This is a genomic window from Bacillus sp. FJAT-50079 (genome assembly GCF_018343515.1).
In the GTDB taxonomy this organism is placed as follows: domain Bacteria; phylum Bacillota; class Bacilli; order Bacillales; family Bacillaceae_C; genus Lederbergia.
The window spans coordinates 18,642-40,679 of the sequence record NZ_JAGYPD010000009.1 but is presented as its reverse complement, the minus strand read 5'-3'; the positions used below and the strand labels follow the sequence as shown (position 1 = coordinate 40,679).

Genomic DNA, 22,038 nt, shown 5'->3' with positions numbered 1-22,038 from the left:
TTATTTTCCTCCTTCCACAGATTTTTTCTTTTCTGGAAGGACCTCTCCACGATAAATCCATACTTTAACGCCGAGCTTGCCGTAAGTTGTGTCTGCTTCAGCATGTGCATAATCAATGTCAGCGCGAAGTGTATGAAGTGGAACTGTTCCTTCGCTGTAATGTTCCGCACGAGCAATATCCGCTCCACCAAGACGTCCAGATACTTGTGTTTTGATACCTAGCGCACCAGCACGCATTGTACGTTGGATCGCTTGCTTTTGAGCACGACGGAACGATACACGGTTTTCTAGTTGACGAGCGATGTTTTCAGCTACTAATTTAGCATCAAGATCCGCTCTTTTGATTTCAATAATATTAATGTGAACACGTTTGTTCGTAAGTTGGTTCAACGCTTTACGAAGTGCTTCAACTTCACTTCCACCTTTACCGATAACCATACCAGGCTTAGCTGTGTGGACTGTGATATTGATGCGGTTTGCAGCACGCTCAATTTCAACCTTTGAAACAGAAGCATCCGCAAGTCGTTGTGCAATATATTCACGAACTTTAATGTCTTCATGCAATAAAGTTGCGTAATCTTTTTCAGCGTACCATCTTGACTCCCAGTCACGAATAACTCCGATACGCATACCGATTGGATTTACTTTTTGACCCACGAATTATCCCTCCTTCTTTTCTGATACCACAATTGTAATGTGGCTTGTGCGTTTATTGATCTGGCTAGCACGGCCTTGTGCGCGCGGACGGAAGCGTTTCATTGTTGGACCTTCGTCAACAAATGCTTCTGCTACCAGTAAATTGTTTACGTCCATATCATAATTATGTTCTGCGTTAGCAACTGCAGAATTCAATAATTTTTCCACGATTGGGGATGCAGCTTTCGGTGTAAGCTTTAAAATCGCAACTGCTTCTCCCACTTGCTTTCCTCGAATAAGATCGACTACTAAGCGTGCTTTACGAGGAGCAATACGAACTGTTCTTGCAACAGCTTTTGCTTGCATCAGGATGCCCTCCTCTCATTAGCGTTTTGTTTTTCTATCATCTGCTGCATGGCCTTTGTATGTGCGTGTTGGTGCAAATTCACCAAGCTTATGCCCGACCATATCTTCACTGATGTATACCGGTACGTGTTTACGACCATCGTAGACTGCAATCGTATGTCCGATGAATGCTGGGAAAATCGTTGAACGACGTGACCAAGTTTTAATTACTTGTTTCTTGTCACCTTCATTCAGCTTTTCAACTTTGCTCATTAAGTGCTCATCTACAAAAGGCCCTTTTTTTAGGCTGCGACCCATGGTTGATCCTCCCTTCGTGACTGAACTACGGTCCCAGTGAACCGTAGAACAATCGCGTTATTTTTTACGACGACGCACGATAAATTTATCCGACTTGTTCGTTTTCTTGCGTGTTTTGTAACCAAGTGTTGGTTTACCCCATGGTGTAACAGGTGACTTACGACCAATTGGTGTACGTCCTTCCCCACCACCGTGTGGATGATCGTTCGGGTTCATGACAGATCCACGTACGTGCGAACGTTTGCCCAACCAACGTGAACGACCTGCTTTACCGATTGTAACTAATTCGTGTTGTTCATTTCCAACTTGACCTACTGTTGCGCGGCAAGTAGCAAGAATCATACGAACTTCACCAGAGTTTAAGCGAACAAGTACATATTTTGTACCTTCTTTACCAAGAACTTGTGCAGATGTTCCTGCTGAGCGAACTAATTGTCCACCTTTTCCTGGTTTCAACTCGATGTTGTGTACAACTGTACCTACTGGAATATTTGCAAGTGGAAGTGCATTACCTACTTTAATGTCAGCTTCTGGACCTGACATAACTTCCATACCTACTTTTAAGTTTTTCGGTGCTAAGATATATCGTTTCTCACCATCATGGTAATGAATAAGAGCGATATTTGCTGAACGGTTTGGATCATATTCGATTGTAGCAACGCGTCCTGGTATACCATCTTTAATTCGTTTGAAATCAATAATACGGTATTGACGCTTATGACCGCCGCCGCGATGACGAACTGTTGTCCTACCTTGATTGTTACGGCCACCTTTTTTGTGAATAGGAGCAAGCAACGTTTTTTCCGGTTTATCAGTTGTGATATCCGAAAAATCTAAGCTTGTCATATTACGACGTCCGTTGGAGGTAGGTTTGTATTTTTTGATCGCCATTTTTTTCCCTCCTCTACTTTATTAATTACTTAATTTATTAAACCTCAAAGAATTCAATTTCTTTGCTGTCTTGTGTTAAAGTTACGACTGCTTTACGGCGTTTGTTCGTATAACCGCCAAAACGGCCCATACGCTTAAATTTGCCTTTATAGTTCAAGACGTTTACTTTTGCGACTTTCACTCCAAAAATGCTTTCAACAGCATCTTTAACTTGCGTTTTGTTCGCCTTAACGTCTACTTCGAACGTATATTTTTTCTCAGCCGTCAGCTCCATAGATCGTTCTGTGATAACGGGGCGCTTAATGACATCACGTACATCCATTATCCAAGCACCTCCTCTACTTTTTCAACTGCGGCTTTCGTCATGATCAGTGTATTGTGGCCAACAACGTCTAATACGTTAAGGCTGTTCGCATCAATCACTGTCACTCCTGGAATGTTTCTTGCAGATAACGCTACGTTCTCATCTAGAGCATCTGTAACGATAAGTGCTTTCTTACCAACTGGAAGATTCGCAAGCACATTTGCAAATTCTTTCGTTTTCGGTGTTTCAAATGATAATGCTTCTAATACTAATACACTTTCCTCTAACACCTTCGCTGAAAGTGCTGATTTAATAGCTAAACGACGAACTTTCTTCGGTAGTTTGTAAGCGTAGCTGCGCGGAACTGGTCCGAATACTGTTCCACCGCCAACCCATTGTGGTGAACGAATAGAACCTTGACGTGCACGTCCTGTTCCTTTTTGACGCCATGGTTTGCGTCCGCCGCCGCGAACTTCCGAGCGAGTTTTTACTTTAGCCGTTCCTTGTCTAAGTGAAGCTTGCTGCATTACGATTGCATCAAACAACACTGCGTTATTTGGTTCAATACCGAACACAGATTCATTAAGGTCTACTTCTCCAACCTTAGAGCCTGCTTGGTTGTATAATGCTACTTTGGGCATTCCTATTTCCTCCTTTCTCAATCTTTTCTTATTTCACTTTAATTCCTGTTTTAATTTCAAGTAATGCTTTCTTAGGTCCAGGTACATTTCCTTTTACTAAGATCAGATTACGTTCTGCATCAACCTTAACGATCGGTAAGTTTTGAATCGTAATTCTTTCCCCACCCATACGTCCTGGTAATGCTTTACCTTTAAATACACGTGCTGGATCTACTGGGCCCATTGATCCCGGTCTACGATGGTAACGAGAACCGTGAGACATTGGTCCACGCGATTGTCCGTGGCGCTTAATAACACCTTGGAATCCTTTCCCTTTAGAGATTCCAGAAACATCCACTATGTCGCCTTCCGCGAAAATATCAACTTTGACTTCTTGACCAACTTCGTACTCATTTACATTTACTCCGTCAAATTCACGGATGAAGCGCTTAGGAGCAGTACTTGCTTTCGCAACATGTCCTTTTGCAGGTTTAGTAGCAAGCTTTTCACGCTTATCTTCAAAACCTAATTGAATAGCTTCGTATCCATCCGTTTCAACTGTTTTCTTTTGAAGAATAACGTTTGGAGCAGCTTCGATTACTGTTACGGGAATTAATTCGCCGTTTTCAGAGAACACTTGCGTCATTCCAATTTTTCTTCCTAAGATTCCTTTGGTCATGAGTCACACCTCCTAAAAATATCATCTTTTATTTATTAAAGTTTAATTTCAATGTCAACGCCTGATGGCAGATCCAATCTCATCAACGAATCTACAGTTTGTGGTGTAGGATTGATGATATCGATTAGACGTTTATGTGTGCGCATTTCAAACTGCTCACGTGAATCCTTATATTTGTGCACCGCACGAAGGATTGTGTAAACACTTTTCTCGGTTGGCAACGGAATCGGCCCCGAAACATTTGCACCTGAACGTTTTGCTGTTTCAACAATTTTCTCTGCTGATTGATCAAGAATTCTATGATCATAAGCCTTCAATCTAATACGAATCTTTTGTTTTGCCATTACTTTCCCTCCTTTTCGCCTATTTTTAAAATAGACATACTCCATGGAAATTTCCCACACACTCGCCATGGCAAAGCGGCCGGGTGTGTCAGCAACCTTCCACTTCATTGCAGTCAAAGACCAACGTTGTCTATTATACAGAAAATATAATGCAGATGCAATAATTTATACATCATTTCTTCATATTTTCGCACCTCTATGATTATACAGACCGAAGCGCATGAAATCAAGGGCTTGGACGAATTCAGAAAATAATAATTACGAGAGGATACATACTATCGTAGAAAAGCAACTTTCGAAAACATAAGAAAAGCAAATGGATCGAAATCCATTTGCTTTAGAAAAATGATCTTATTTTTGGATTGTAGCTACAACGCCAGCTCCAACTGTACGTCCACCTTCACGGATTGAGAATTTAGTTCCTTCTTCAATCGCGATTGGAGAAATAAGTTCAACTGTCATTTCAACGTTGTCTCCAGGCATTACCATTTCTACTCCTTCAGGAAGGTTACAGATTCCTGTAACGTCTGTTGTACGGAAGTAGAATTGTGGGCGGTAGTTAGTGAAGAATGGAGTATGACGTCCACCTTCGTCTTTTGAAAGAACATAAACTTCCGCTTTAAATTGTGTATGTGGAGTAATTGTACCTGGCTTAGCTAGTACTTGACCACGTTGAATTTCTTCACGAGCAACACCACGAAGTAATGCACCGATGTTGTCACCAGCTTCAGCATAGTCAAGAAGTTTACGGAACATTTCTACTCCAGTAACAACTACTTTTCTAGACTCTTCTGCAAGACCGATGATTTCAACTTCCTCACCGACTTTAACTTGTCCACGCTCAACGCGTCCAGTAGCAACTGTTCCACGTCCAGTGATTGAGAATACGTCCTCTACTGGCATCATGAACGGCTTGTCAGTTTCACGTGTTGGTTGTGGGATGTACTCATCAACTTGATCCATCAATTCGATGATTTTTTCTTCCCACTCAGGCTCACCTTCAAGTGCTTTAAGAGCTGAACCTTTAATAACAGGAATATCATCACCAGGGAATTCATATTCTGAAAGAAGATCACGGATCTCCATTTCTACTAATTCAAGAAGTTCTTCGTCGTCAACCATGTCACATTTGTTCATGAATACTACGAAGTATGGAACACCTACTTGACGAGAAAGCAAGATGTGCTCACGAGTTTGTGGCATTGGGCCGTCAGCAGCAGAAACAACAAGAATTGCTCCGTCCATTTGAGCAGCACCAGTGATCATGTTTTTAACATAGTCAGCGTGACCTGGGCAGTCAACGTGTGCATAGTGACGTTTTTCAGTTTCGTATTCGATGTGAGAAGTACTGATTGTAATTCCACGCTCTTTTTCTTCTGGCGCGTTATCAACTTGGTCGTAAGATTTAGCTTCTCCACCTAGTTTTTTTGATAAAACAGTTGCAATAGCAGCAGTCAAAGTAGTTTTACCATGGTCAACGTGACCTAATGTACCGATATTCGCATGTTCCTTGGAACGATCAAATTTTTCCTTACCCATTTGAAAATCCTCCTTTAATTTAAAAAATCTTTAGTATTATTGGTGGCTTAAAAGCAAAGCTTCCTTTACTTTTAAGCCACCCGATACTTATCTATAAGTAGTTATACTTGATTCGTTGTATAAAATCAATCATTCACCGTTATTCTTTTTAATAATTTCTTCGGCAATTGATTTTGGTACTTCTTCGTAGTGGTCGAAGTGCATTGAATATGTTCCACGACCTTGTGTATTAGAACGTAGGGATGTTGCATAACCAAACATTTCAGCAAGTGGAACAAACGCTTTTACAACTTGTGCATTTCCACGTGCCTCCATACCTTCAACACGACCACGACGTGATGTAATATCACCCATGATATCGCCAAGGTATTCTTCTGGCATAACAACTTCTACTTTCATTAATGGTTCAAGTAAAACTGGGTTACATTTTTTAACCGCATTTTTAAGTGCCATTGAAGCAGCGATCTTAAACGCCATTTCACTCGAATCCACATCATGGTATGAACCATCATAAAGTTTTGCTTTGACGTCGATTAATGGATAGCCAGCAATTACGCCGTTCGCCATTGCATCTTCAAGCCCAGCTTGTACAGCAGGTACGTATTCACGCGGAACAACCCCACCGACAATCGCATTTTGGAACTCGAAGCCTTTTCCTTCTTCATTTGGAGAAAATTCGATCCAAACATGTCCGAATTGTCCACGTCCACCTGATTGACGGATGAATTTCCCTTCAACTTCAGCGGCAGAACGGAAAGTTTCACGGTAAGAAACTTGTGGAGCTCCAACGTTTGCTTCAACTTTAAACTCACGCTTCATGCGGTCTACAAGGATATCAAGGTGAAGCTCACCCATACCTGAGATAACCACTTGACCCGTTTCAGGGTTTGTTTCTGCACGGAACGTTGGGTCCTCTTCTTGAAGTTTAGCAAGCGCAGCACCCATTTTATCTTGGTCAGCTTTTGATTTTGGTTCAATCGCTACTGAGATTACAGGCTCTGGGAATTCCATTGACTCAAGGATAACCAATTCCTTTTCGTCACATAATGTGTCACCCGTTCCTGTATCTTTTAAACCAACTGCTGCCGCAATATCTCCACTGTGTACAACAGAGATTTCCTCGCGGTGGTTGGCGTGCATTTGAAGAATACGCCCAACACGCTCACGTTTGCCTTTTGTTGAGTTCTGTACGTATGAACCGGATTGTAATGTTCCAGAATACACACGGAAGAACGTAAGGCGTCCAACGTAAGGGTCAGTCATAACTTTAAATGCAAGTGCAGAGAATGGTGCACTGTCATCAGCCGGACGAGTTGTTTCCTCGTCTGTACCTGGAACCGTTCCATTCATTGCAGCGATGTCCGTTGGAGCCGGCAAGTAATCAATTACCGCGTCAAGCACCTTTTGAACACCTTTGTTTTTGAAAGCAGTTCCGCATAACACTGGGAAGAATTCCACTTTCAGTGTTGCTTCACGAATAGCAGCTTTTAGTTCTTCGTTAGTGATTTCTTCACCTTCAAGGTATTTCATCATTAACTCTTCATCAAAATCCGCAACTGCTTCAATTAAGTTCCCACGAAGCTCTTCAGCTTGGTCTTGTAGCTCTTCAGGAATTTCTCCTTCTACTGCATCAAGAGCTGCATCGCCTTCATAGAACCATGCTTTCATTTCTACTAAATCTACCATACCTCTGAACGTGTCTTCTGCACCGATAGGTAGTTGAACTGGATGAGCATTTGCTTGTAGACGCTCATGCAACGTTTTAACTGAGTAAAGGAAATCCGCACCGATTTTATCCATTTTATTAACGAATACAATCCGTGGAACACCGTATGTTGTAGCTTGGCGCCAAACTGTTTCAGTTTGTGGTTCAACACCTGATTGAGCATCAAGGACTGTAACAGCACCATCTAGTACTCTTAGTGAACGTTCAACTTCAACTGTGAAGTCTACGTGTCCTGGAGTATCGATGATGTTAACACGGTGACCTTTCCATTGTGCAGTTGTAGCTGCTGATGTAATGGTAATTCCGCGCTCCTGCTCTTGCTCCATCCAGTCCATCTGTGATGCACCTTCATGGGTTTCACCAATTTTATGGATGCGCCCTGTATAGAAAAGAATACGTTCGGTAGTCGTTGTTTTACCAGCATCAATATGTGCCATGATCCCGATATTACGTGTCTTTTCTAAGGAGAACTCTCTAGCCATTTCGTATTTCTCCTTCCTGGGATAAGTGTAATAATCAATCTATTAATGATCTTACCAGCGATAATGTGCGAATGCTTTGTTCGCTTCCGCCATTTTGTGAGTTTCCTCACGTTTCTTAACAGACGCTCCAGTATTGTTAGCAGCATCTAAAATTTCATTAGCAAGACGCTCTTCCATTGTTTTTTCTCCGCGAAGACGCGCATAGTTTACTAACCAGCGTAAACCAAGGGTAGAGCGGCGCTCTGGGCGCACTTCAACTGGAACTTGATAGTTTGCACCACCCACACGGCGAGCTTTAACTTCAAGTACAGGCATAATGTTTTTTAGAGCTTGATCAAATACTTCCATTGCGTCTTTGCCAGAACGCTCTTGGATAAGATCGAATGCTGAATAAAGAATAGACTGTGCTTTACCTCTTTTTCCGTCTACCATCAACTTGTTAATCAGACGAGTAACGAGTTTAGAATTGTGAATCGGATCTGGTAAAACATCTCTTTTTGCAACAGGTCCTTTACGTGGCATCAGATTGCCTCCTTTCAAACGAAACAATTATGTTTCAATGTTGTTTTATTATTTTTTGTCTTTTGGACGTTTTGTACCGTATTTAGAACGACTTTGTTTGCGGTTCTCAACACCAGCAGTATCAAGTGCACCACGAACGATATGATAACGTACACCCGGTAAGTCTTTTACACGACCTCCGCGGATAAGCACAGCACTGTGCTCTTGTAAGTTATGACCAATACCAGGGATATAAGCAGTTACTTCGATTCCGTTTGTCAAACGAACACGCGCATATTTACGAAGTGCTGAGTTCGGCTTCTTCGGAGTCATTGTACCAACACGAGTACAAACACCGCGTTTTTGTGGTGAAGATACGTTTGTGTTTGCTTTTTTGAAGCTGTTATACCCTTTGTTTAGTGCTGGAGAGTCAGAAGTAGTTACTTTTGACTTTCTCGGTTTGCGTACTAATTGATTAATTGTAGGCATTTTTGTTCCTCCCTTCGCTCTTTTCTTAAGCCCACACATCCAGGTGGTTCTTTTCAAGGTAAAAAAACAAGTTCTCGCAAGAATCCTTGCAAAAACACCTTTATTGGATTATGGCAACCGTTGTTGCTCTCACATCAATCCCGCATGCTTTGCCTAGCTTTTTCATAGAGTCAACCATAGTGACAGGGACATCCATGTCATTCGCTAGTTGAATAATACTATCTGTAATTCGCGGATCGGCATCCGAAGCCACGACGACTTCTAGCACATGCCCTGATTTAAGAGCTCTTATTGTTTGCTTTGTTCCTACGATTACATTCGAAGCCTGCAAAACTTTTTCATAAGACAATTTTCATATCCTCCAAAGTAACAGGTTAATGATAGGAGCACCTTGAATATATTAACATCTGATTTTTTTAAAGTCAACAAAAACAAGAACTTTTTTTAAAAAATCAAGAAAATGGCACGCCGGCAAAACTGCCGGCGCTTTTCCCATTTATCGAAAACATTTTAATATATATGGACGTGAATCACGTCTTACTCCGCAGATTCAACCACTGATTCTTCTTCTCCAGCTGTGACTGCAACTGCTTTGCGATAACGTTGCATTCCTGTTCCTGCTGGAACAAGCTTACCAATAATGACATTTTCCTTCAGACCGAGCAACTCATCACGCTTACCTTTAATTGCCGCATCTGTAAGTACTCGCGTCGTTTCTTGGAAGGAAGCAGCTGACAAGAATGAATCTGTTTCCAACGATGCTTTTGTAATTCCAAGTAGAACAGGGCGGCCAGTAGCTGGCTGTTCACCTGAAAGTAACGCTTTTTCATTTGCATCTGTAAATTGATGGATATCGAGCAATGTTCCTGGCAATACATCCGTAGTTCCAGCATCGGTTACACGTACTTTGCGAAGCATTTGACGAACCATTACTTCTACGTGTTTATCGCCAATCTCAACCCCTTGCATACGATATACTTTCTGAACTTCAAGCAACAAGTATTCCTGAACCGCTGCAACATCCAATACTTTCAGAAGTTCCTTCGGATCAACAGATCCTTCAGTCAACTCTTGACCACGTTTCACTTCATCATTTACAGCCACTTTTAAACGAGCTGTATATGGAGCATTATATGTGCGTGATTCAATGTCACCTTGAACGACAATCTCATGCTGACGATCGCGGCCTTCAGAAATGGAAGTGACGACACCACTGATTTCAGTAATGATCGCTTGCCCTTTCGGATTACGAGCCTCAAACAACTCTTGAATACGCGGAAGACCTTGGGTAATATCGTCTCCAGCTACCCCACCCGTATGGAATGTACGCATCGTTAACTGAGTACCCGGCTCACCGATGGACTGAGCAGCGATGATTCCAACTGCTTCACCTACATCAACAACCGTACCCGTTGCTAGATTGCGGCCGTAGCATTTTTTACATACGCCATGACGTGTGTTACAAGTAAACGCAGAGCGAATCCATACTTTTTCAACTCCAGCGTTGACAATATCTTTCGCTGTATCTTCGTCGATCAGTTGATTCTCGGAAACAAGCACTTCTTTCGTTTCAGGGTGAACGAGTTTCTTTCTAGCATAGCGACCAATCAAACGTTCTTCTAACGTCTCAATGACTTCTGTGCCATCTTTCAACGGTGCAACGAGTAAGCCTTTGTCTGTTCCACAATCATCTTCTCTAACGATAACATCTTGAGCAACGTCAACCAGCCTTCTTGTTAAATAACCAGAGTCAGCCGTTTTTAACGCTGTATCAGCCAGTCCTTTACGAGCACCGTGAGTAGAAATAAAGTATTCTAGAACGGTTAGCCCTTCACGGAAACTAGACTTGATCGGCAATTCGATAATTCTACCAGCCGGGTTGGCCATCAAACCACGCATACCAGCAAGCTGTGTAAAGTTCGATGCGTTACCACGGGCACCTGAATCACTCATCATATAGATTGGATTCAAGTGATCCAATGTTTTCATCAATCGTTCTTGAATAACATCCTTCGCAGCACTCCAGATCGAAATAACGCGATCATAGCGTTCTTCTTCTGTAATCAAACCACGTTTAAACTGCTTCATGACGTTATCTACTTTATCTTGTGCTTCATTTAAAATGGTTTCCTTTTCACCTAATACAACGATATCGGAAACACCTACGGTAATTCCAGCCTTCGTTGAATATTTAAATCCAAGATTTTTCATTCGATCCAGCATTTTCGATGTTTCTGTAATATGGAATCTTTTGAAGATCTCAGAAATAATATTTCCAAGGATTTTCTTTTTAAATGGATCTACAAGTGGCTGTGATTTAATAAACTCACTCACTTGAACAGATGGCTCAATAAAGTATTTATCCGGAGTATTTATTTCCAAATTAAAATTTGTCGGTTCATTAATGTACGGGAATGAAGGTGGTAAAATTTCGTTGAAAATTAATTTTCCAACCGTTGTTACTAACAACATTCTCCGTTGCTCATCAGTGAAACGTTCATTTTTCAGTGAACCTGCATGGATTGCGATTCGAGTATGCAAGTGTACATATCCACTTTGATATGCTAAAAGTGCTTCATTTGTATCTTTGAAAACCATTCCTTCGCCATCTGCGCCTTCACGCTCAAGTGTTAAGTAATAGTTTCCAAGGACCATATCCTGTGATGGTGTTACAACCGGCTTACCATCCCTCGGGTTCAGAATGTTTTGTGCAGCTAGCATAAGCAAGCGAGCTTCTGCTTGCGCTTCCGCCGATAGTGGAACGTGAACAGCCATTTGGTCACCATCGAAGTCAGCGTTATAAGCCGTACAAACAAGTGGATGAAGACGAATCGCTCTTCCTTCCACAAGCGTTGGTTCAAACGCCTGAATACCTAGTCTATGAAGAGTCGGTGCCCGATTAAGTAGAACTGGGTGTTCACGAATAACATCCTCAAGTACATCCCATACTTCCGGTTGCACACGTTCTATCTTCCTTTTTGCACTTTTAATGTTATGTGCAAGTCCTTTTTCGACTAGTTCCTTCATAACAAAAGGTTTAAATAACTCAAGTGCCATCTCTTTCGGAAGACCGCATTGATACATTTTCAAGTTCGGACCTACAACGATAACCGAACGTCCTGAATAGTCAACACGTTTCCCAAGCAAGTTTTGACGGAAGCGTCCTTGCTTCCCTTTCAGCATATGTGAAAGTGACTTTAACGGACGGTTTCCTGGTCCTGTTACTGGACGTCCTCTACGGCCGTTATCGATCAATGCATCGACAGCTTCCTGGAGCATCCGCTTTTCGTTTTGAACGATAATGCTTGGCGCACCAAGATCCAATAATCTTTTCAAACGATTGTTTCTGTTAATTACACGGCGGTATAAATCGTTAAGATCCGAAGTAGCAAAGCGTCCACCTTCTAGTTGAACCATTGGTCGCAATTCCGGTGGTATAACTGGCAACACATCGAGAACCATCCAATCTGGATGATTGCCAGAGTGCCGGAACGCTTCAAGCACTTCAAGTCGTCTAATCGCACGAGTACGACGCTGACCTTGCGCTGTTTTTAATTCTTCTTTAAGCTGGTCTACCTCTTTATCAAGATCAATGTCTTGGAGAAGCTTTTTAATTGCCTCTGCTCCCATTGAAGCTTGGAATTTCGTCCCATACTTTTCACGGTACGCGCGAAATTCTCTTTCAGATAAAAGTTGCTTTTTATCCAACGTCGTATCACCGATATCTGTTACAACATAGGATGCAAAATAAATAATTTCTTCCAAGGCACGCGGGGACATATCAAGAAGAAGCCCCATTCGGCTCGGTATTCCTTTGAAGTACCAAATATGTGAAACAGGGGCAGCTAATTCAATATGCCCCATTCGCTCACGACGAACCTTTGAACGAGTTACTTCTACTCCACAACGGTCACAAACGACACCTTTATATCTAACACGTTTATACTTTCCGCAATGACATTCCCAGTCTTTTGTAGGACCGAAAATACGCTCGCAGAACAACCCATCTTTTTCCGGCTTCAACGTCCGGTAGTTAATTGTTTCGGGCTTCTTTACTTCACCGAAAGACCAAGAACGAATCTTATCCGGTGAAGCAAGACCGATTTTCATATACTCAAAATTGTTTACATCCAGCAAGGGGCCTACCTCCCTTTCCGTCTACAGGTTCTACCCTAGTTGCTTAACATTTTTATTCTTTTGAAGCAGCAGTTTCTTCTACTTTCGTATCAGGCGCAATATTTAATGTATCAGCCTGATGTGCATCATCATCATCTTCCAAATCCCGCATTTCAATTTCCTGTTCATCGTCAGAAAGGATTTTCACATCCATGCCAAGACTTTGTAACTCTTTAATTAATACTTTAAATGACTCTGGTACACCTGGTTCTGGTACATTCTCACCTTTAACGATCGCTTCATATGTTTTCACACGACCGACGACATCATCCGATTTAACAGTTAGAATTTCTTGAAGTGTATATGCAGCACCATATGCCTCAAGCGCCCATACTTCCATCTCCCCAAAACGCTGACCACCAAACTGGGCTTTACCTCCGAGTGGCTGTTGCGTTACGAGTGAGTAAGGTCCCGTTGATCTCGCGTGCAATTTGTCATCAACCATATGTGCAAGTTTCAGCATATACATAATTCCTACTGAAACACGGTTATCAAATGGCTCACCCGTTCTTCCATCATAAAGAACTGTTTTTGCATCGTTATCCATACCGGCTTCTTCAATCGTTTCCCAAACATCTTCTTCCGTTGCTCCATCAAATACTGGAGACGCCATGTGAAGACCTAAATGTCTTGCAGCCATCCCTAAGTGCATTTCTAACACCTGACCGATATTCATACGTGAAGGTACCCCAAGCGGGTTTAACATAACATCAATCGGCGTACCATCCGGCATGTATGGCATATCTTCCTCAGGTAAAATTCTTGAGATAACCCCTTTATTTCCGTGACGTCCAGCCATCTTATCCCCTTCGGAAATTTTCCGCTTTTGAACGATGTACACACGGACAAGTTGGTTTACTCCTGGCGGTAGTTCATCACCATCTTCACGGTTAAACACTTTTACATCGAGAACAATTCCGCCACCACCATGCGGTACACGCAATGATGTATCACGAACTTCTCGTGCTTTTTCTCCAAAGATCGCATGAAGGAGACGTTCTTCAGCAGTTAGCTCTGTTACCCCTTTAGGAGTTACTTTACCAACTAACAAATCTCCATCCTTTACTTCTGCACCGATTCGAATAATTCCACGTTCATCGAGGTTGCGCAATGCGTCTTCCCCAACGTTTGGAATATCACGTGTCATTTCTTCTGGGCCAAGCTTTGTATCTCTTGCCTCAGATTCATATTCTTCAATATGGATGGAAGTATACACATCATCTTTAACTAGACGCTCACTCATGATGATCGCATCTTCATAGTTAAATCCTTCCCAAGTCATAAATCCGATTAACACGTTTCTTCCAAGTGCAAGCTCACCTTTATCCATCGAAGGGCCGTCACCAATAATTTCTCCTTTTGATACACGGTCTCCAACATTTACAATTGGACGTTGATTGTAGCATGTCCCTTGGTTTGAGCGCACGAACTTTTGTAAGCGATATTTATCAAGATCGCCTTTCACTTCTTGTCCATCAACCATGACAATTCTACGTATCCATACTTCACGGGATTCAACGTACTCTACGATTCCATCGTGTTTACAAATGACTGCCGCACCTGAATCTTTTGCTGATACATGCTCCATTCCAGTTCCAACAAGCGGTGCTTCAGGTTGCAACAACGGAACAGCTTGTCGTTGCATGTTCGCTCCCATCAAGGCACGGTTGGAGTCATCGTTCTCTAAAAACGGAATACATGCTGTCGCAGCCGAAACAACTTGTTTAGGCGAAACATCCATATAGTCCACACGATCTCTTCCAACAACTGTGTTCTCACCGCGGAAACGGGCAATTACTTCATCATTTAAGAAGGCACCTTCCTCCGATAAAGGAGCATTCGCTTGTGCAACAACATAATTATCTTCTTCATCGGCGGTCAAGTAGTCGATTTGAGTCGTTACTAATCCTGTTTCAGGATCAACCCGTCGATACGGAGTTTCAATAAAGCCAAATCGATTGACTTTTGCAAATGATGATAAGGAGTTAATCAATCCAATGTTCGGACCCTCAGGTGTTTCAATTGGACACATACGCCCATAGTGAGAATAGTGAACGTCACGCACTTCGAAGCCAGCACGCTCACGTGTTAATCCACCAGGACCGAGTGCAGATAAACGGCGCTTATGCGTTAATTCAGCAAGCGGATTTGTCTGGTCCATGAATTGCGATAATTGAGAACTTCCAAAGAACTCTTTGATTGACGCAATAACTGGACGAATATTAATTAATTGTTGCGGAGTAATTGTATTAATGTCTTGGATGGACATACGTTCACGAACAACACGCTCCATTCGCGACAAACCGATGCGGAATTGGTTTTGCAACAATTCACCCACAGAACGCAGACGACGATTTCCAAGATGGTCAATATCATCTGTGTCTCCAACATCATGCAGCAAATCAAAGAAATAACTAATTGATGCAATAATATCTGCTGGTGTGATGTTTTTAATTTCATCTTCAACATACGCATTTCCAATTACGTTGATGACTTTCTCATTGTCATCATGAGGTGCGTAAATTTTTATTGACTGAACGACGATATCTCCATCTAACACTCCACCATGTTGCGGGTATGTTTTGAATCCAGTTCCTTTCTCGAGATAAGGAATAATCTTATCTAACGTACGTCGATCAAGGGTAACGCCCGCTTCAGCAATAATTTCACCCGTTTCAGGATCAGCGAGTGTTTCTGCTAAACGTTGACCGAAAAGACGATTTTTAATATGAAGTTTTTTATTCAGCTTATAACGTCCAACGCTTGCAAGATCATATCTTTTCGGATCAAAGAAGCGTGACAATAGAAGACTTTTCGCATTCTCTACTGTCGGTGGTTCACCTGGGCGAAGTCGCTCGTATATTTCCAATAAAGCTTTTTCAACACTCTCTGTGTTATCTTTTTCGAGAGTATTTTGAAGGTATTCGTTGTCACCGATTAAATCGATGATTTCTTGATCAGAACCGAAACCTAGTGCACGCAAAAGAACCGTAATCGGTAACTTTCTTGTACGATCGATGCGCACGTAAACTACATCTTTAGCATCTGTTTCATATTCCAGCCAGGCTCCACGATTAGGAATAACCGTTGCAGTAAAGCCTTTTCTTCCGTTTTTATCGAGTTTACCACTATAATAAACGCTCGGTGAACGAACGAGCTGAGATACAATTACCCGTTCTGCTCCGTTTATTATAAAGGTTCCCATTTCTGTCATTAGCGGGAAATCCCCCATAAACACGTCCTGGTCTTTTACCTCACCAGTTTCTTTGTTTACAAGGCGCAACTTCACACGAAGAGGAGCAGAATAAGTAGCATCTCGCTCTTTTGACTCTTCAACAGAATATTTTGGTTCGCCGAGACTATAATCAATAAAGTCCAATGAAAGATTTCCGGCAAAATCTTCAATTGGGGAGATATCCTGGAACATTTCCTTTAAGCCCTCATCAAGAAACCATTGGTACGAAGAAGATTGGATTTCGATAAGGTTCGGCAGCTCCAATACTTCACTAATACGCGCAAAGCTCCTGCGCTGGCGGTGCCGTCCGTACTGAACTAGTTGACCTGTCAACTGATTCACCCCTCAAATCAAGCGTTTTAATGAAATCAGCCTTTTGGTTTTACCCATTTAGCTGAAAAATCATAAGACAAAAAGAAAAAGGGTTTTACTTGAAAACCACATTTCCTACATAAATAATTATTATATTATAATCTTTTCCATTTTATCCAAATTCCATACTTCAGCATGCAGTTTTGGATCGTCAGGAAAACACTATATTAGCATTTTACAATGCTACCACAAGCATTCTAATTAGTCAACGTTTAATACTTCTTAAAATATAATAGCCTTTGCGCTTTCCCATCACTTCGGCAAAACCAAAGATTTCCTCCATTTTCGCCTTCGCAGATGGCGCTCCTTGCTTTTTCTGAATAACGACGAAAAGCTCTCCGTTCGCAACAAGATGATTGTAGCTTTGTTCAAAAATATCATGAACAATTGACTTGCCCGCTCTGATCGGCGGATTCGTCACGATTGCAGCAAATTTCTTTTCTGCCACTTCGAGAAGCCGATCACTTTCATAGATCAATACGTTATCCGTTTGATTGATCGTCGCATTTTCCTTAGCAAGACGCAGCGCTCTTTCATTTACATCAATCATATGAAAATGCCGATCCGGAAAGCTTTTCGCTAGACTTATACCAATTGGACCGTAGCCGCAACCAACATCAAGGACCGGACCTTCCACTTGAGGCAATTCGAATGTTTCAATTAAAAAGCGTGAGCCAAAATCTACTTCTTTTTTCGAGAAGACGCCTTGATCCGTTTTAAAGCGCAATGAGTGATTTCTCAATTCTGCATTCCAAAACGTAGGTTCACTTGCGACTTCAGGATTACGCGTATAATAATGATCTGCCATGCGCAACAACCTCCATCGTTTAACGAAAAGAAAGTAACTAGGCGCGAAACTTTCTTTACCGAAAAAAAGCTCGCCTTATAAGCAGCGAGCTTTTTATGAGCAATTGGATTACTTAACTTCTACGCTAGCTCCAACTTCTTCAAGTTTAGCTTGAATTTCTTCAGCTTCTTCTTTAGAAGCACCTTCTTTGATTGCTTTTGGAGCATTGTCAACAAGCTCTTTTGCTTCTTTCAAGCCAAGGCCTGTAATTTCGCGAACAACTTTGATAACTTTGATTTTTGATGAACCAGCGTTAGCTAATACAACATCAAATTCAGTTTGCTCAGCAGCAGCTTCGCCACCAGCAGCTCCGCCAACAACAGCTACTGGAGCAGCAGCAGTTACGCCAAATTCTTCTTCAATTGCTTTTACAAGATCGTTTAATTCAAGAACTGTCATTTCTTTGACAGCTTCGATGATTTGTTCTTTAGTCATGTTATTTTCCTCCGTTATAATGTTTTTTAATTTCGTATTTAATTCAAGCATGCCGTTAATCGACAAACATTTCTTACGAGTTTATTATGCGCCTTGTTCTTCTTTTTGGTCTGCAACTGCTTTTGTAGCAAGAGCAAGGTTGCGAACTGGAGCTTGAAGAACGCTAAGCAACATTGAAAGCAAGCCTTCGCGTGAAGGAAGTGTAGCTAATGCCTTTACTTCTTCAACTGTTGCAACGTTTCCTTCGATTACACCTGCTTTAATTTCAAGTGCTTCATTCGCTTTTGCGAAGTCATTCAAGATTTTAGCTGGTGCTACAACATCTTCAGTACTAAAAGCAATCGCATTTGGACCAGTCAATACCTCATTAAGAGCTGAAAGGTTAGATGCTTCAGCCGCACGGCGTGTCATTGAGTTTTTATATACTTTGAATTCAATGCCAGCTTCACGAAGCTGTTTACGAAGTTCAGTAACTTGGGCAACGTTCAACCCACGGTAATCAACTACTACTGTTGAAACGCTCGTTTTAAGCTTTTCTGCGATTTCGTCAACTACTTGCATTTTACGCTCAATTACTTTGCTCATCTTTACACCTCCAATTTTTTTAAAATGGACATTTATACCCGCATACAAAAAACCTCCATACAAATAGACATGGAGGTTTCATGCGCTTAATCGATCAGTTCGATTATCTTTTATATATCGCAATGACCTCGGCAGGATATTAAGCGTAAAGCCCCTGCTGTCTACGGTACAAATGTATTCATTTTTTACAACGAGTAGAATTTTATCAAAAATTCCTCAAGCTGTCAATCGTTTTTTTAGATAGCGGATGACGGATCAACTTTTACACCAGGACCCATTGTAGATGTTACAGTAACACTCTTCATGAAAGTCCCTTTAGCTGCAGCAGGTTTTGCTTTCACAAGTGTATCCATTACAGTGCTGAAGTTTTCAACCAATTTGTTGTCGTCGAAAGAAATCTTTCCGATCGGCACATGGATGATACCCGCTTTATCTAAACGATACTCAACTTTACCCGCTTTAATCTCGTTTACTGCTTTCGTTACATCAAATGTAACTGTACCTGTTTTCGGGTTAGGCATTAATCCTTTCGGCCCTAGAACACGACCTAATTTACCAACTTCACCCATCATATCAGGTGTAGCAACGATCACGTCAAAATCAAACCAACCTTGGTTGATTTTATTAATGTATTCTGAATCTCCTACATAGTCCGCGCCAGCTGCCTCAGCTTCTTTTAATTTTTCACCTTTTGCGAAAACTAATACACGCTGAGTTTTACCTGTACCATTCGGTAATACAACTGCTCCACGGATTTGTTGATCTGCTTTTTTAGGATCTACACCAAGACGGAATGCTGCTTCAACAGTAGCATCGAACTTAGCGTAATCTGTTTTCTTAACAAGTTCAATCGCTTCATTAATTGAATAAGCTTTTGAACGATCAACTAATTTTAAAGCTTCTACGTACTTCTTACCTTTTTTAGCCATTATTATTTCCTCCTGTAATGTGGTTTTAGCGGAATAACCTCCCACGAATAAAGGAAGGCCAGTATAACCGCGGCCTCCCTCCAACAAAACAACTTTCTTTTTTGCGCAAGGGATTAGTCTTCGATTGTAATACCCATGCTGCGCGCAGTACCTTCAACCATTAACATAGCCGCTTCAACGCTTGCTGCGTTTAGATCCGGCATTTTCAACTCTGCGATTTCACGTACTTTATCGCGTTTAACAACCGCAACCGCTTTTTTATTCGGTTCACCAGAACCAGACTCGATGCCAGCTGCTTTCTTAAGTAGAACTGCTGCTGGTGGAGTTTTTGTGATGAATGTAAAAGAACGATCTTCAAATACCGTAATTTCAACCGGGATAATCAAGCCAGCTTGATCTGCTGTCCGAGCGTTAAACTCCTTACAGAATCCCATGATATTTACACCTGCTTGACCTAGCGCTGGTCCAACTGGTGGAGCCGGGTTCGCTTTTCCAGCAGGAATTTGTAATTTTACAAGTTTAATTACTTTTTTAGCCACGAGACACACCTCCTTAAGTCCGTGATGTGGTAATAGGGTTTTCCCCTCCCACTCAACTTATGTTTACATCATACAGTAGCCTATTCCAAGACATACCGACCTAAAAATATTAACATTTCTCGTCAAAGATTTCAAGTTTTTTCAAATTATATTTTATCTATTTGGCTAAAGTCAAGTTCAACAGGTGTTTCACGGCCAAACATATTAACTAACACCTTTACTTTTCCTTTATCAAGATCCATCTCTTCCACATTGCCTGTGAAATTTGCGAATGGCCCTTCTTTCACTGTCACTGTTTCACCGATTTCAAAATCAACGTCCGTCCGTTTTTCGTCCATTCCCATACGCTTAAGAATAAATGAAATTTCATCCGGGAGTAATGGGGTTGGTTTTGACCCCGAACCTGATGAACCAACGAATCCTGTGACTCCAGGTGTATTGCGCACGACATACCAAGAGTCATCCGTCATAATAATTTCTACTAATACATAACCAGGGAATACTTTTCTTTTTACCGTCTTCTGCTTACCATTCTTAACATCCATCTCTTCCTCTTCTGGAACGATCACTCGGAAGATTTTGTCTTGCATCCCCATTGATTCAACACGTTTTTCTAGGTTTGCTTTTACTTTATTTTCATATCCAGAATACGTATGAACGACATACCAATTTTTTTCCATTTCATAGGACATAGTTGCCCTTCCCTCCCATTCATTTCCGTATCTAATAAAACAATGCTGCTTTTTATTAGCCAAATGAAAAAACCCGATGAACCGGGCTCTTTACATTTCTCGTATATATAATTCTATTATACCATGCTTACATGCATACTATACAAGCTCATAGGTGAATAATAAGCAGATTGTACTAAAATCATACCTATAAATTTAAAATAAGACGGATCACTTTAGAAACGCCTAAATCTACAATAGCAAAAAACAAAGCTAAAATAATAACTGTCATTAAGACAGTGATTGTATATCCAGTAAGTTCTTTTCGCTTTGGCCAACTTACTTTTCTCATTTCTGAGCTTACATTGCGGAAAAATTGGGTTAAGCTTGACATGAATGTACGTACCTCCAACATGTAAATATCTTTAATTATATATTAAACATGTATTATTTTGTCTCTTTGTGTATCGTGTGCGAGTTACAGCGCTTGCAAAACTTCTTCAGTTCTAAGCGCCCGGAATGCGTTATTTTCCCTCGATTTGTTGAATAATTGAGCGACCCGCAATCCTCGCAGGCTAGTTTTAGTTTTCCTTTCACTCTTTACACCTGCTCTTTTCCGATCTACATTCGACTTAGTTCGAATATCCTATAAAAAATAACACGGAACCTAATTTCTGTCAATACAAGATTGCCGTTACCTTCTAAACTCCTTAAGTTCCATATAACGTTCAAGCTTGCGCTTCACCCGTTGCAAAGCATTATCAATTGACTTCACATGACGGTTTAATATCTCGGATATTTCTTGATAAGAACGACCATCTAAATAAAGTGATAAAACTTCTCTTTCAAGATCACTTAATAGCTCAACCATCTTCCCTTCCATGCTGCTAAATTTTTCACGGTTAATCAATAGCTCTTCAGGGTCTAAAATTTTCGCTCCGGAGATTACGTCCATTAACGTTCGGTCGGATTCTTCATCATAAATGGGCTTGTCCAAGGAGACATATGAATTAAGAGGAATATGTTTTTGGCGAGTTGCCGTTTTAATCGCAGTAATAATTTGTCTCGTAATACAAAGTTCAGCAAAGGCTTTGAAAGAAGCAAGCTTATCGCCACGATAATCTCGAATTGCTTTATATAAGCCAATCATACCTTCTTGAACGATATCTTCTCGATCGGCTCCGATTAGAAAATAAGAACGCGCCTTTGCGCGAACAAAATTGCGGTATTTTTTAATGAGATAATCAAGTGCATCGCTTTCCCCTTCATGAACAAGATCGATCAGTTCTTCATCTTCCAATAAATCATATCTGATATCGTTCTCTAATCTGATATTTGAGATCACTCTTATCCCCGCCCTCACAAGCAATAGATA

At 41.3% G+C, this 22,038-nt stretch carries 24 protein-coding genes and 1 other annotated feature; all 24 genes read right to left on the bottom strand.

What is annotated here, in order from left to right; genetic code table 11:
* On the bottom strand, positions 1-657 hold the full coding sequence (rpsC, locus tag KHA95_RS21035; protein ID WP_213139538.1) for a 30S ribosomal protein S3: 657 nt from the start codon (positions 655-657) through the stop codon (positions 1-3).
* 3 nt (positions 658-660) lie between these two features.
* Positions 661-1,002 (bottom strand): 50S ribosomal protein L22, encoded by a 342-nt coding sequence (gene rplV, locus KHA95_RS21030; protein ID WP_213139537.1) that lies wholly within the window; start codon positions 1,000-1,002, stop codon positions 661-663.
* A gap of 18 nt (positions 1,003-1,020) precedes the next feature.
* Positions 1,021-1,299, bottom strand: a complete 279-nt coding sequence (rpsS, locus tag KHA95_RS21025) for a 30S ribosomal protein S19 (RefSeq protein ID WP_213139536.1) — start codon at positions 1,297-1,299, stop codon at positions 1,021-1,023.
* A gap of 57 nt (positions 1,300-1,356) precedes the next feature.
* Positions 1,357-2,190: a 50S ribosomal protein L2 gene (gene rplB / locus KHA95_RS21020; protein ID WP_213139535.1), complete on the bottom strand. Its 834-nt coding sequence runs from the start codon at positions 2,188-2,190 to the stop codon at positions 1,357-1,359.
* Between the two features lie 37 nt (positions 2,191-2,227).
* On the bottom strand, positions 2,228-2,512 hold the full coding sequence (rplW, locus tag KHA95_RS21015; RefSeq protein WP_249317162.1) for a 50S ribosomal protein L23: 285 nt from the start codon (positions 2,510-2,512) through the stop codon (positions 2,228-2,230).
* A complete protein-coding gene (gene rplD / locus KHA95_RS21010; protein ID WP_213139534.1) occupies positions 2,512-3,135 on the bottom strand; it encodes a 50S ribosomal protein L4 in 624 nt (207 codons plus the stop codon). The genes rplW and rplD overlap by 1 nt, the downstream gene beginning before the upstream one ends.
* A 28-nt stretch (positions 3,136-3,163) precedes the next feature.
* Positions 3,164-3,793, bottom strand: a complete 630-nt coding sequence (gene rplC, locus KHA95_RS21005) for a 50S ribosomal protein L3 (RefSeq protein WP_213139533.1) — start codon at positions 3,791-3,793, stop codon at positions 3,164-3,166.
* Between the two features lie 35 nt (positions 3,794-3,828).
* Positions 3,829-4,137, bottom strand: a complete 309-nt coding sequence (rpsJ, locus tag KHA95_RS21000; RefSeq protein WP_044747018.1) for a 30S ribosomal protein S10 — start codon at positions 4,135-4,137, stop codon at positions 3,829-3,831.
* A 351-nt stretch (positions 4,138-4,488) separates the two neighbouring features.
* Positions 4,489-5,676, bottom strand: a complete 1,188-nt coding sequence (gene tuf, locus KHA95_RS20995; RefSeq protein ID WP_213139532.1) for an elongation factor Tu — start codon at positions 5,674-5,676, stop codon at positions 4,489-4,491.
* 129 nt (positions 5,677-5,805) lie between these two features.
* On the bottom strand, positions 5,806-7,884 hold the full coding sequence (fusA, locus tag KHA95_RS20990; protein ID WP_213139531.1) for an elongation factor G: 2,079 nt from the start codon (positions 7,882-7,884) through the stop codon (positions 5,806-5,808).
* A 51-nt stretch (positions 7,885-7,935) separates the two neighbouring features.
* Entirely contained in the window at positions 7,936-8,406 is a 471-nt protein-coding gene (gene rpsG, locus KHA95_RS20985; protein WP_213139530.1) for a 30S ribosomal protein S7, read from the bottom strand.
* A 48-nt stretch (positions 8,407-8,454) separates the two neighbouring features.
* Entirely contained in the window at positions 8,455-8,874 is a 420-nt protein-coding gene (gene rpsL / locus KHA95_RS20980) for a 30S ribosomal protein S12 (RefSeq protein ID WP_213139529.1), read from the bottom strand.
* A 100-nt stretch (positions 8,875-8,974) separates the two neighbouring features.
* The gene (locus KHA95_RS20975; protein WP_213139528.1) at positions 8,975-9,223 is read right to left on the bottom strand and encodes a 50S ribosomal protein L7ae-like protein; all 249 of its coding nucleotides are present in this window, start codon (positions 9,221-9,223) and stop codon (positions 8,975-8,977) included.
* Positions 9,224-9,411: 188 nt separating this feature from the next.
* Complete coding sequence (rpoC, locus tag KHA95_RS20970; protein ID WP_213139527.1) at positions 9,412-13,011, bottom strand: DNA-directed RNA polymerase subunit beta'; 3,600 nt, start codon at positions 13,009-13,011, stop codon at positions 9,412-9,414.
* Positions 13,012-13,063: 52 nt separating this feature from the next.
* Entirely contained in the window at positions 13,064-16,618 is a 3,555-nt protein-coding gene (rpoB, locus tag KHA95_RS20965; RefSeq protein ID WP_213139526.1) for a DNA-directed RNA polymerase subunit beta, read from the bottom strand.
* A gap of 244 nt (positions 16,619-16,862) precedes the next feature.
* The gene (locus tag KHA95_RS20960; RefSeq protein ID WP_213139525.1) at positions 16,863-17,465 is read right to left on the bottom strand and encodes a class I SAM-dependent methyltransferase; all 603 of its coding nucleotides are present in this window, start codon (positions 17,463-17,465) and stop codon (positions 16,863-16,865) included.
* A gap of 108 nt (positions 17,466-17,573) precedes the next feature.
* Positions 17,574-17,939, bottom strand: a complete 366-nt coding sequence (gene rplL / locus KHA95_RS20955) for a 50S ribosomal protein L7/L12 (protein WP_213139524.1) — start codon at positions 17,937-17,939, stop codon at positions 17,574-17,576.
* An 84-nt stretch (positions 17,940-18,023) separates the two neighbouring features.
* Positions 18,024-18,524 (bottom strand): 50S ribosomal protein L10, encoded by a 501-nt coding sequence (gene rplJ, locus KHA95_RS20950; RefSeq protein ID WP_213139523.1) that lies wholly within the window; start codon positions 18,522-18,524, stop codon positions 18,024-18,026.
* A gap of 36 nt (positions 18,525-18,560) precedes the next feature.
* Positions 18,561-18,709 (bottom strand) — a sequence feature (ribosomal protein L10 leader region).
* A gap of 51 nt (positions 18,710-18,760) precedes the next feature.
* The gene (gene rplA, locus KHA95_RS20945; protein ID WP_213139522.1) at positions 18,761-19,453 is read right to left on the bottom strand and encodes a 50S ribosomal protein L1; all 693 of its coding nucleotides are present in this window, start codon (positions 19,451-19,453) and stop codon (positions 18,761-18,763) included.
* A gap of 113 nt (positions 19,454-19,566) precedes the next feature.
* Positions 19,567-19,992 carry a 50S ribosomal protein L11 gene (rplK, locus tag KHA95_RS20940; RefSeq protein ID WP_213139521.1) on the bottom strand — a complete coding sequence of 142 codons (426 nt, stop codon included), beginning with the start codon at positions 19,990-19,992 and terminating at the stop codon, positions 19,567-19,569.
* A gap of 146 nt (positions 19,993-20,138) precedes the next feature.
* Entirely contained in the window at positions 20,139-20,672 is a 534-nt protein-coding gene (gene nusG, locus KHA95_RS20935) for a transcription termination/antitermination protein NusG (RefSeq protein WP_213139625.1), read from the bottom strand.
* Positions 20,673-20,871: 199 nt separating this feature from the next.
* The gene (gene secE, locus KHA95_RS20930; RefSeq protein ID WP_213139520.1) at positions 20,872-21,057 is read right to left on the bottom strand and encodes a preprotein translocase subunit SecE; all 186 of its coding nucleotides are present in this window, start codon (positions 21,055-21,057) and stop codon (positions 20,872-20,874) included.
* A 53-nt stretch (positions 21,058-21,110) separates the two neighbouring features.
* Positions 21,111-21,260, bottom strand: coding sequence for a 50S ribosomal protein L33 (rpmG, locus tag KHA95_RS20925; protein ID WP_213139519.1), 150 nt, complete (start codon positions 21,258-21,260; stop codon positions 21,111-21,113).
* 97 nt (positions 21,261-21,357) lie between these two features.
* The gene (gene sigH / locus KHA95_RS20920) at positions 21,358-22,008 is read right to left on the bottom strand and encodes an RNA polymerase sporulation sigma factor SigH (RefSeq protein WP_481748465.1); all 651 of its coding nucleotides are present in this window, start codon (positions 22,006-22,008) and stop codon (positions 21,358-21,360) included.
* Positions 22,009-22,038 lie beyond the last annotated feature (30 nt).

Excerpts from the sequence above, each read along its gene's own strand:
- rplW (WP_249317162.1), bottom strand. The coding sequence starts at position 2,512 with ATGGATGTACGTGATGTCATTAAGCGCCCCGTTATCACAGAACGATCT.
- rplD (WP_213139534.1), bottom strand. The coding sequence starts at position 3,135 with ATGCCCAAAGTAGCATTATACAACCAAGCAGGCTCTAAGGTTGGAGAA.
- rpsJ (WP_044747018.1), bottom strand. The coding sequence starts at position 4,137 with ATGGCAAAACAAAAGATTCGTATTAGATTGAAGGCTTATGATCATAGA.
- rpsL (WP_213139529.1), bottom strand. The coding sequence starts at position 8,874 with ATGCCTACAATTAATCAATTAGTACGCAAACCGAGAAAGTCAAAAGTA.
- KHA95_RS20960 (WP_213139525.1), bottom strand. The coding sequence starts at position 17,465 with ATGGCAGATCATTATTATACGCGTAATCCTGAAGTCGCAAGTGAACCT.
- rplJ (WP_213139523.1), bottom strand. The coding sequence starts at position 18,524 with ATGAGCAAAGTAATTGAGCGTAAAATGCAAGTAGTTGACGAAATCGCA.
- rpsG (WP_213139530.1), bottom strand. The coding sequence starts at position 8,406 with ATGCCACGTAAAGGACCTGTTGCAAAAAGAGATGTTTTACCAGATCCG.
- rplC (WP_213139533.1), bottom strand. The coding sequence starts at position 3,793 with ATGACCAAAGGAATCTTAGGAAGAAAAATTGGAATGACGCAAGTGTTC.
- rplA (WP_213139522.1), bottom strand. The coding sequence starts at position 19,453 with ATGGCTAAAAAAGGTAAGAAGTACGTAGAAGCTTTAAAATTAGTTGAT.
- nusG (WP_213139625.1), bottom strand. The coding sequence starts at position 20,672 with ATGGAAAAAAATTGGTATGTCGTTCATACGTATTCTGGATATGAAAAT.
- rpsS (WP_213139536.1), bottom strand. The coding sequence starts at position 1,299 with ATGGGTCGCAGCCTAAAAAAAGGGCCTTTTGTAGATGAGCACTTAATG.
- rplL (WP_213139524.1), bottom strand. The coding sequence starts at position 17,939 with ATGACTAAAGAACAAATCATCGAAGCTGTCAAAGAAATGACAGTTCTT.
- secE (WP_213139520.1), bottom strand. The coding sequence starts at position 21,057 with ATGTCAAGCTTAACCCAATTTTTCCGCAATGTAAGCTCAGAAATGAGA.
- rplV (WP_213139537.1), bottom strand. The coding sequence starts at position 1,002 with ATGCAAGCAAAAGCTGTTGCAAGAACAGTTCGTATTGCTCCTCGTAAA.
- rplB (WP_213139535.1), bottom strand. The coding sequence starts at position 2,190 with ATGGCGATCAAAAAATACAAACCTACCTCCAACGGACGTCGTAATATG.
- fusA (WP_213139531.1), bottom strand. The coding sequence starts at position 7,884 with ATGGCTAGAGAGTTCTCCTTAGAAAAGACACGTAATATCGGGATCATG.
- tuf (WP_213139532.1), bottom strand. The coding sequence starts at position 5,676 with ATGGGTAAGGAAAAATTTGATCGTTCCAAGGAACATGCGAATATCGGT.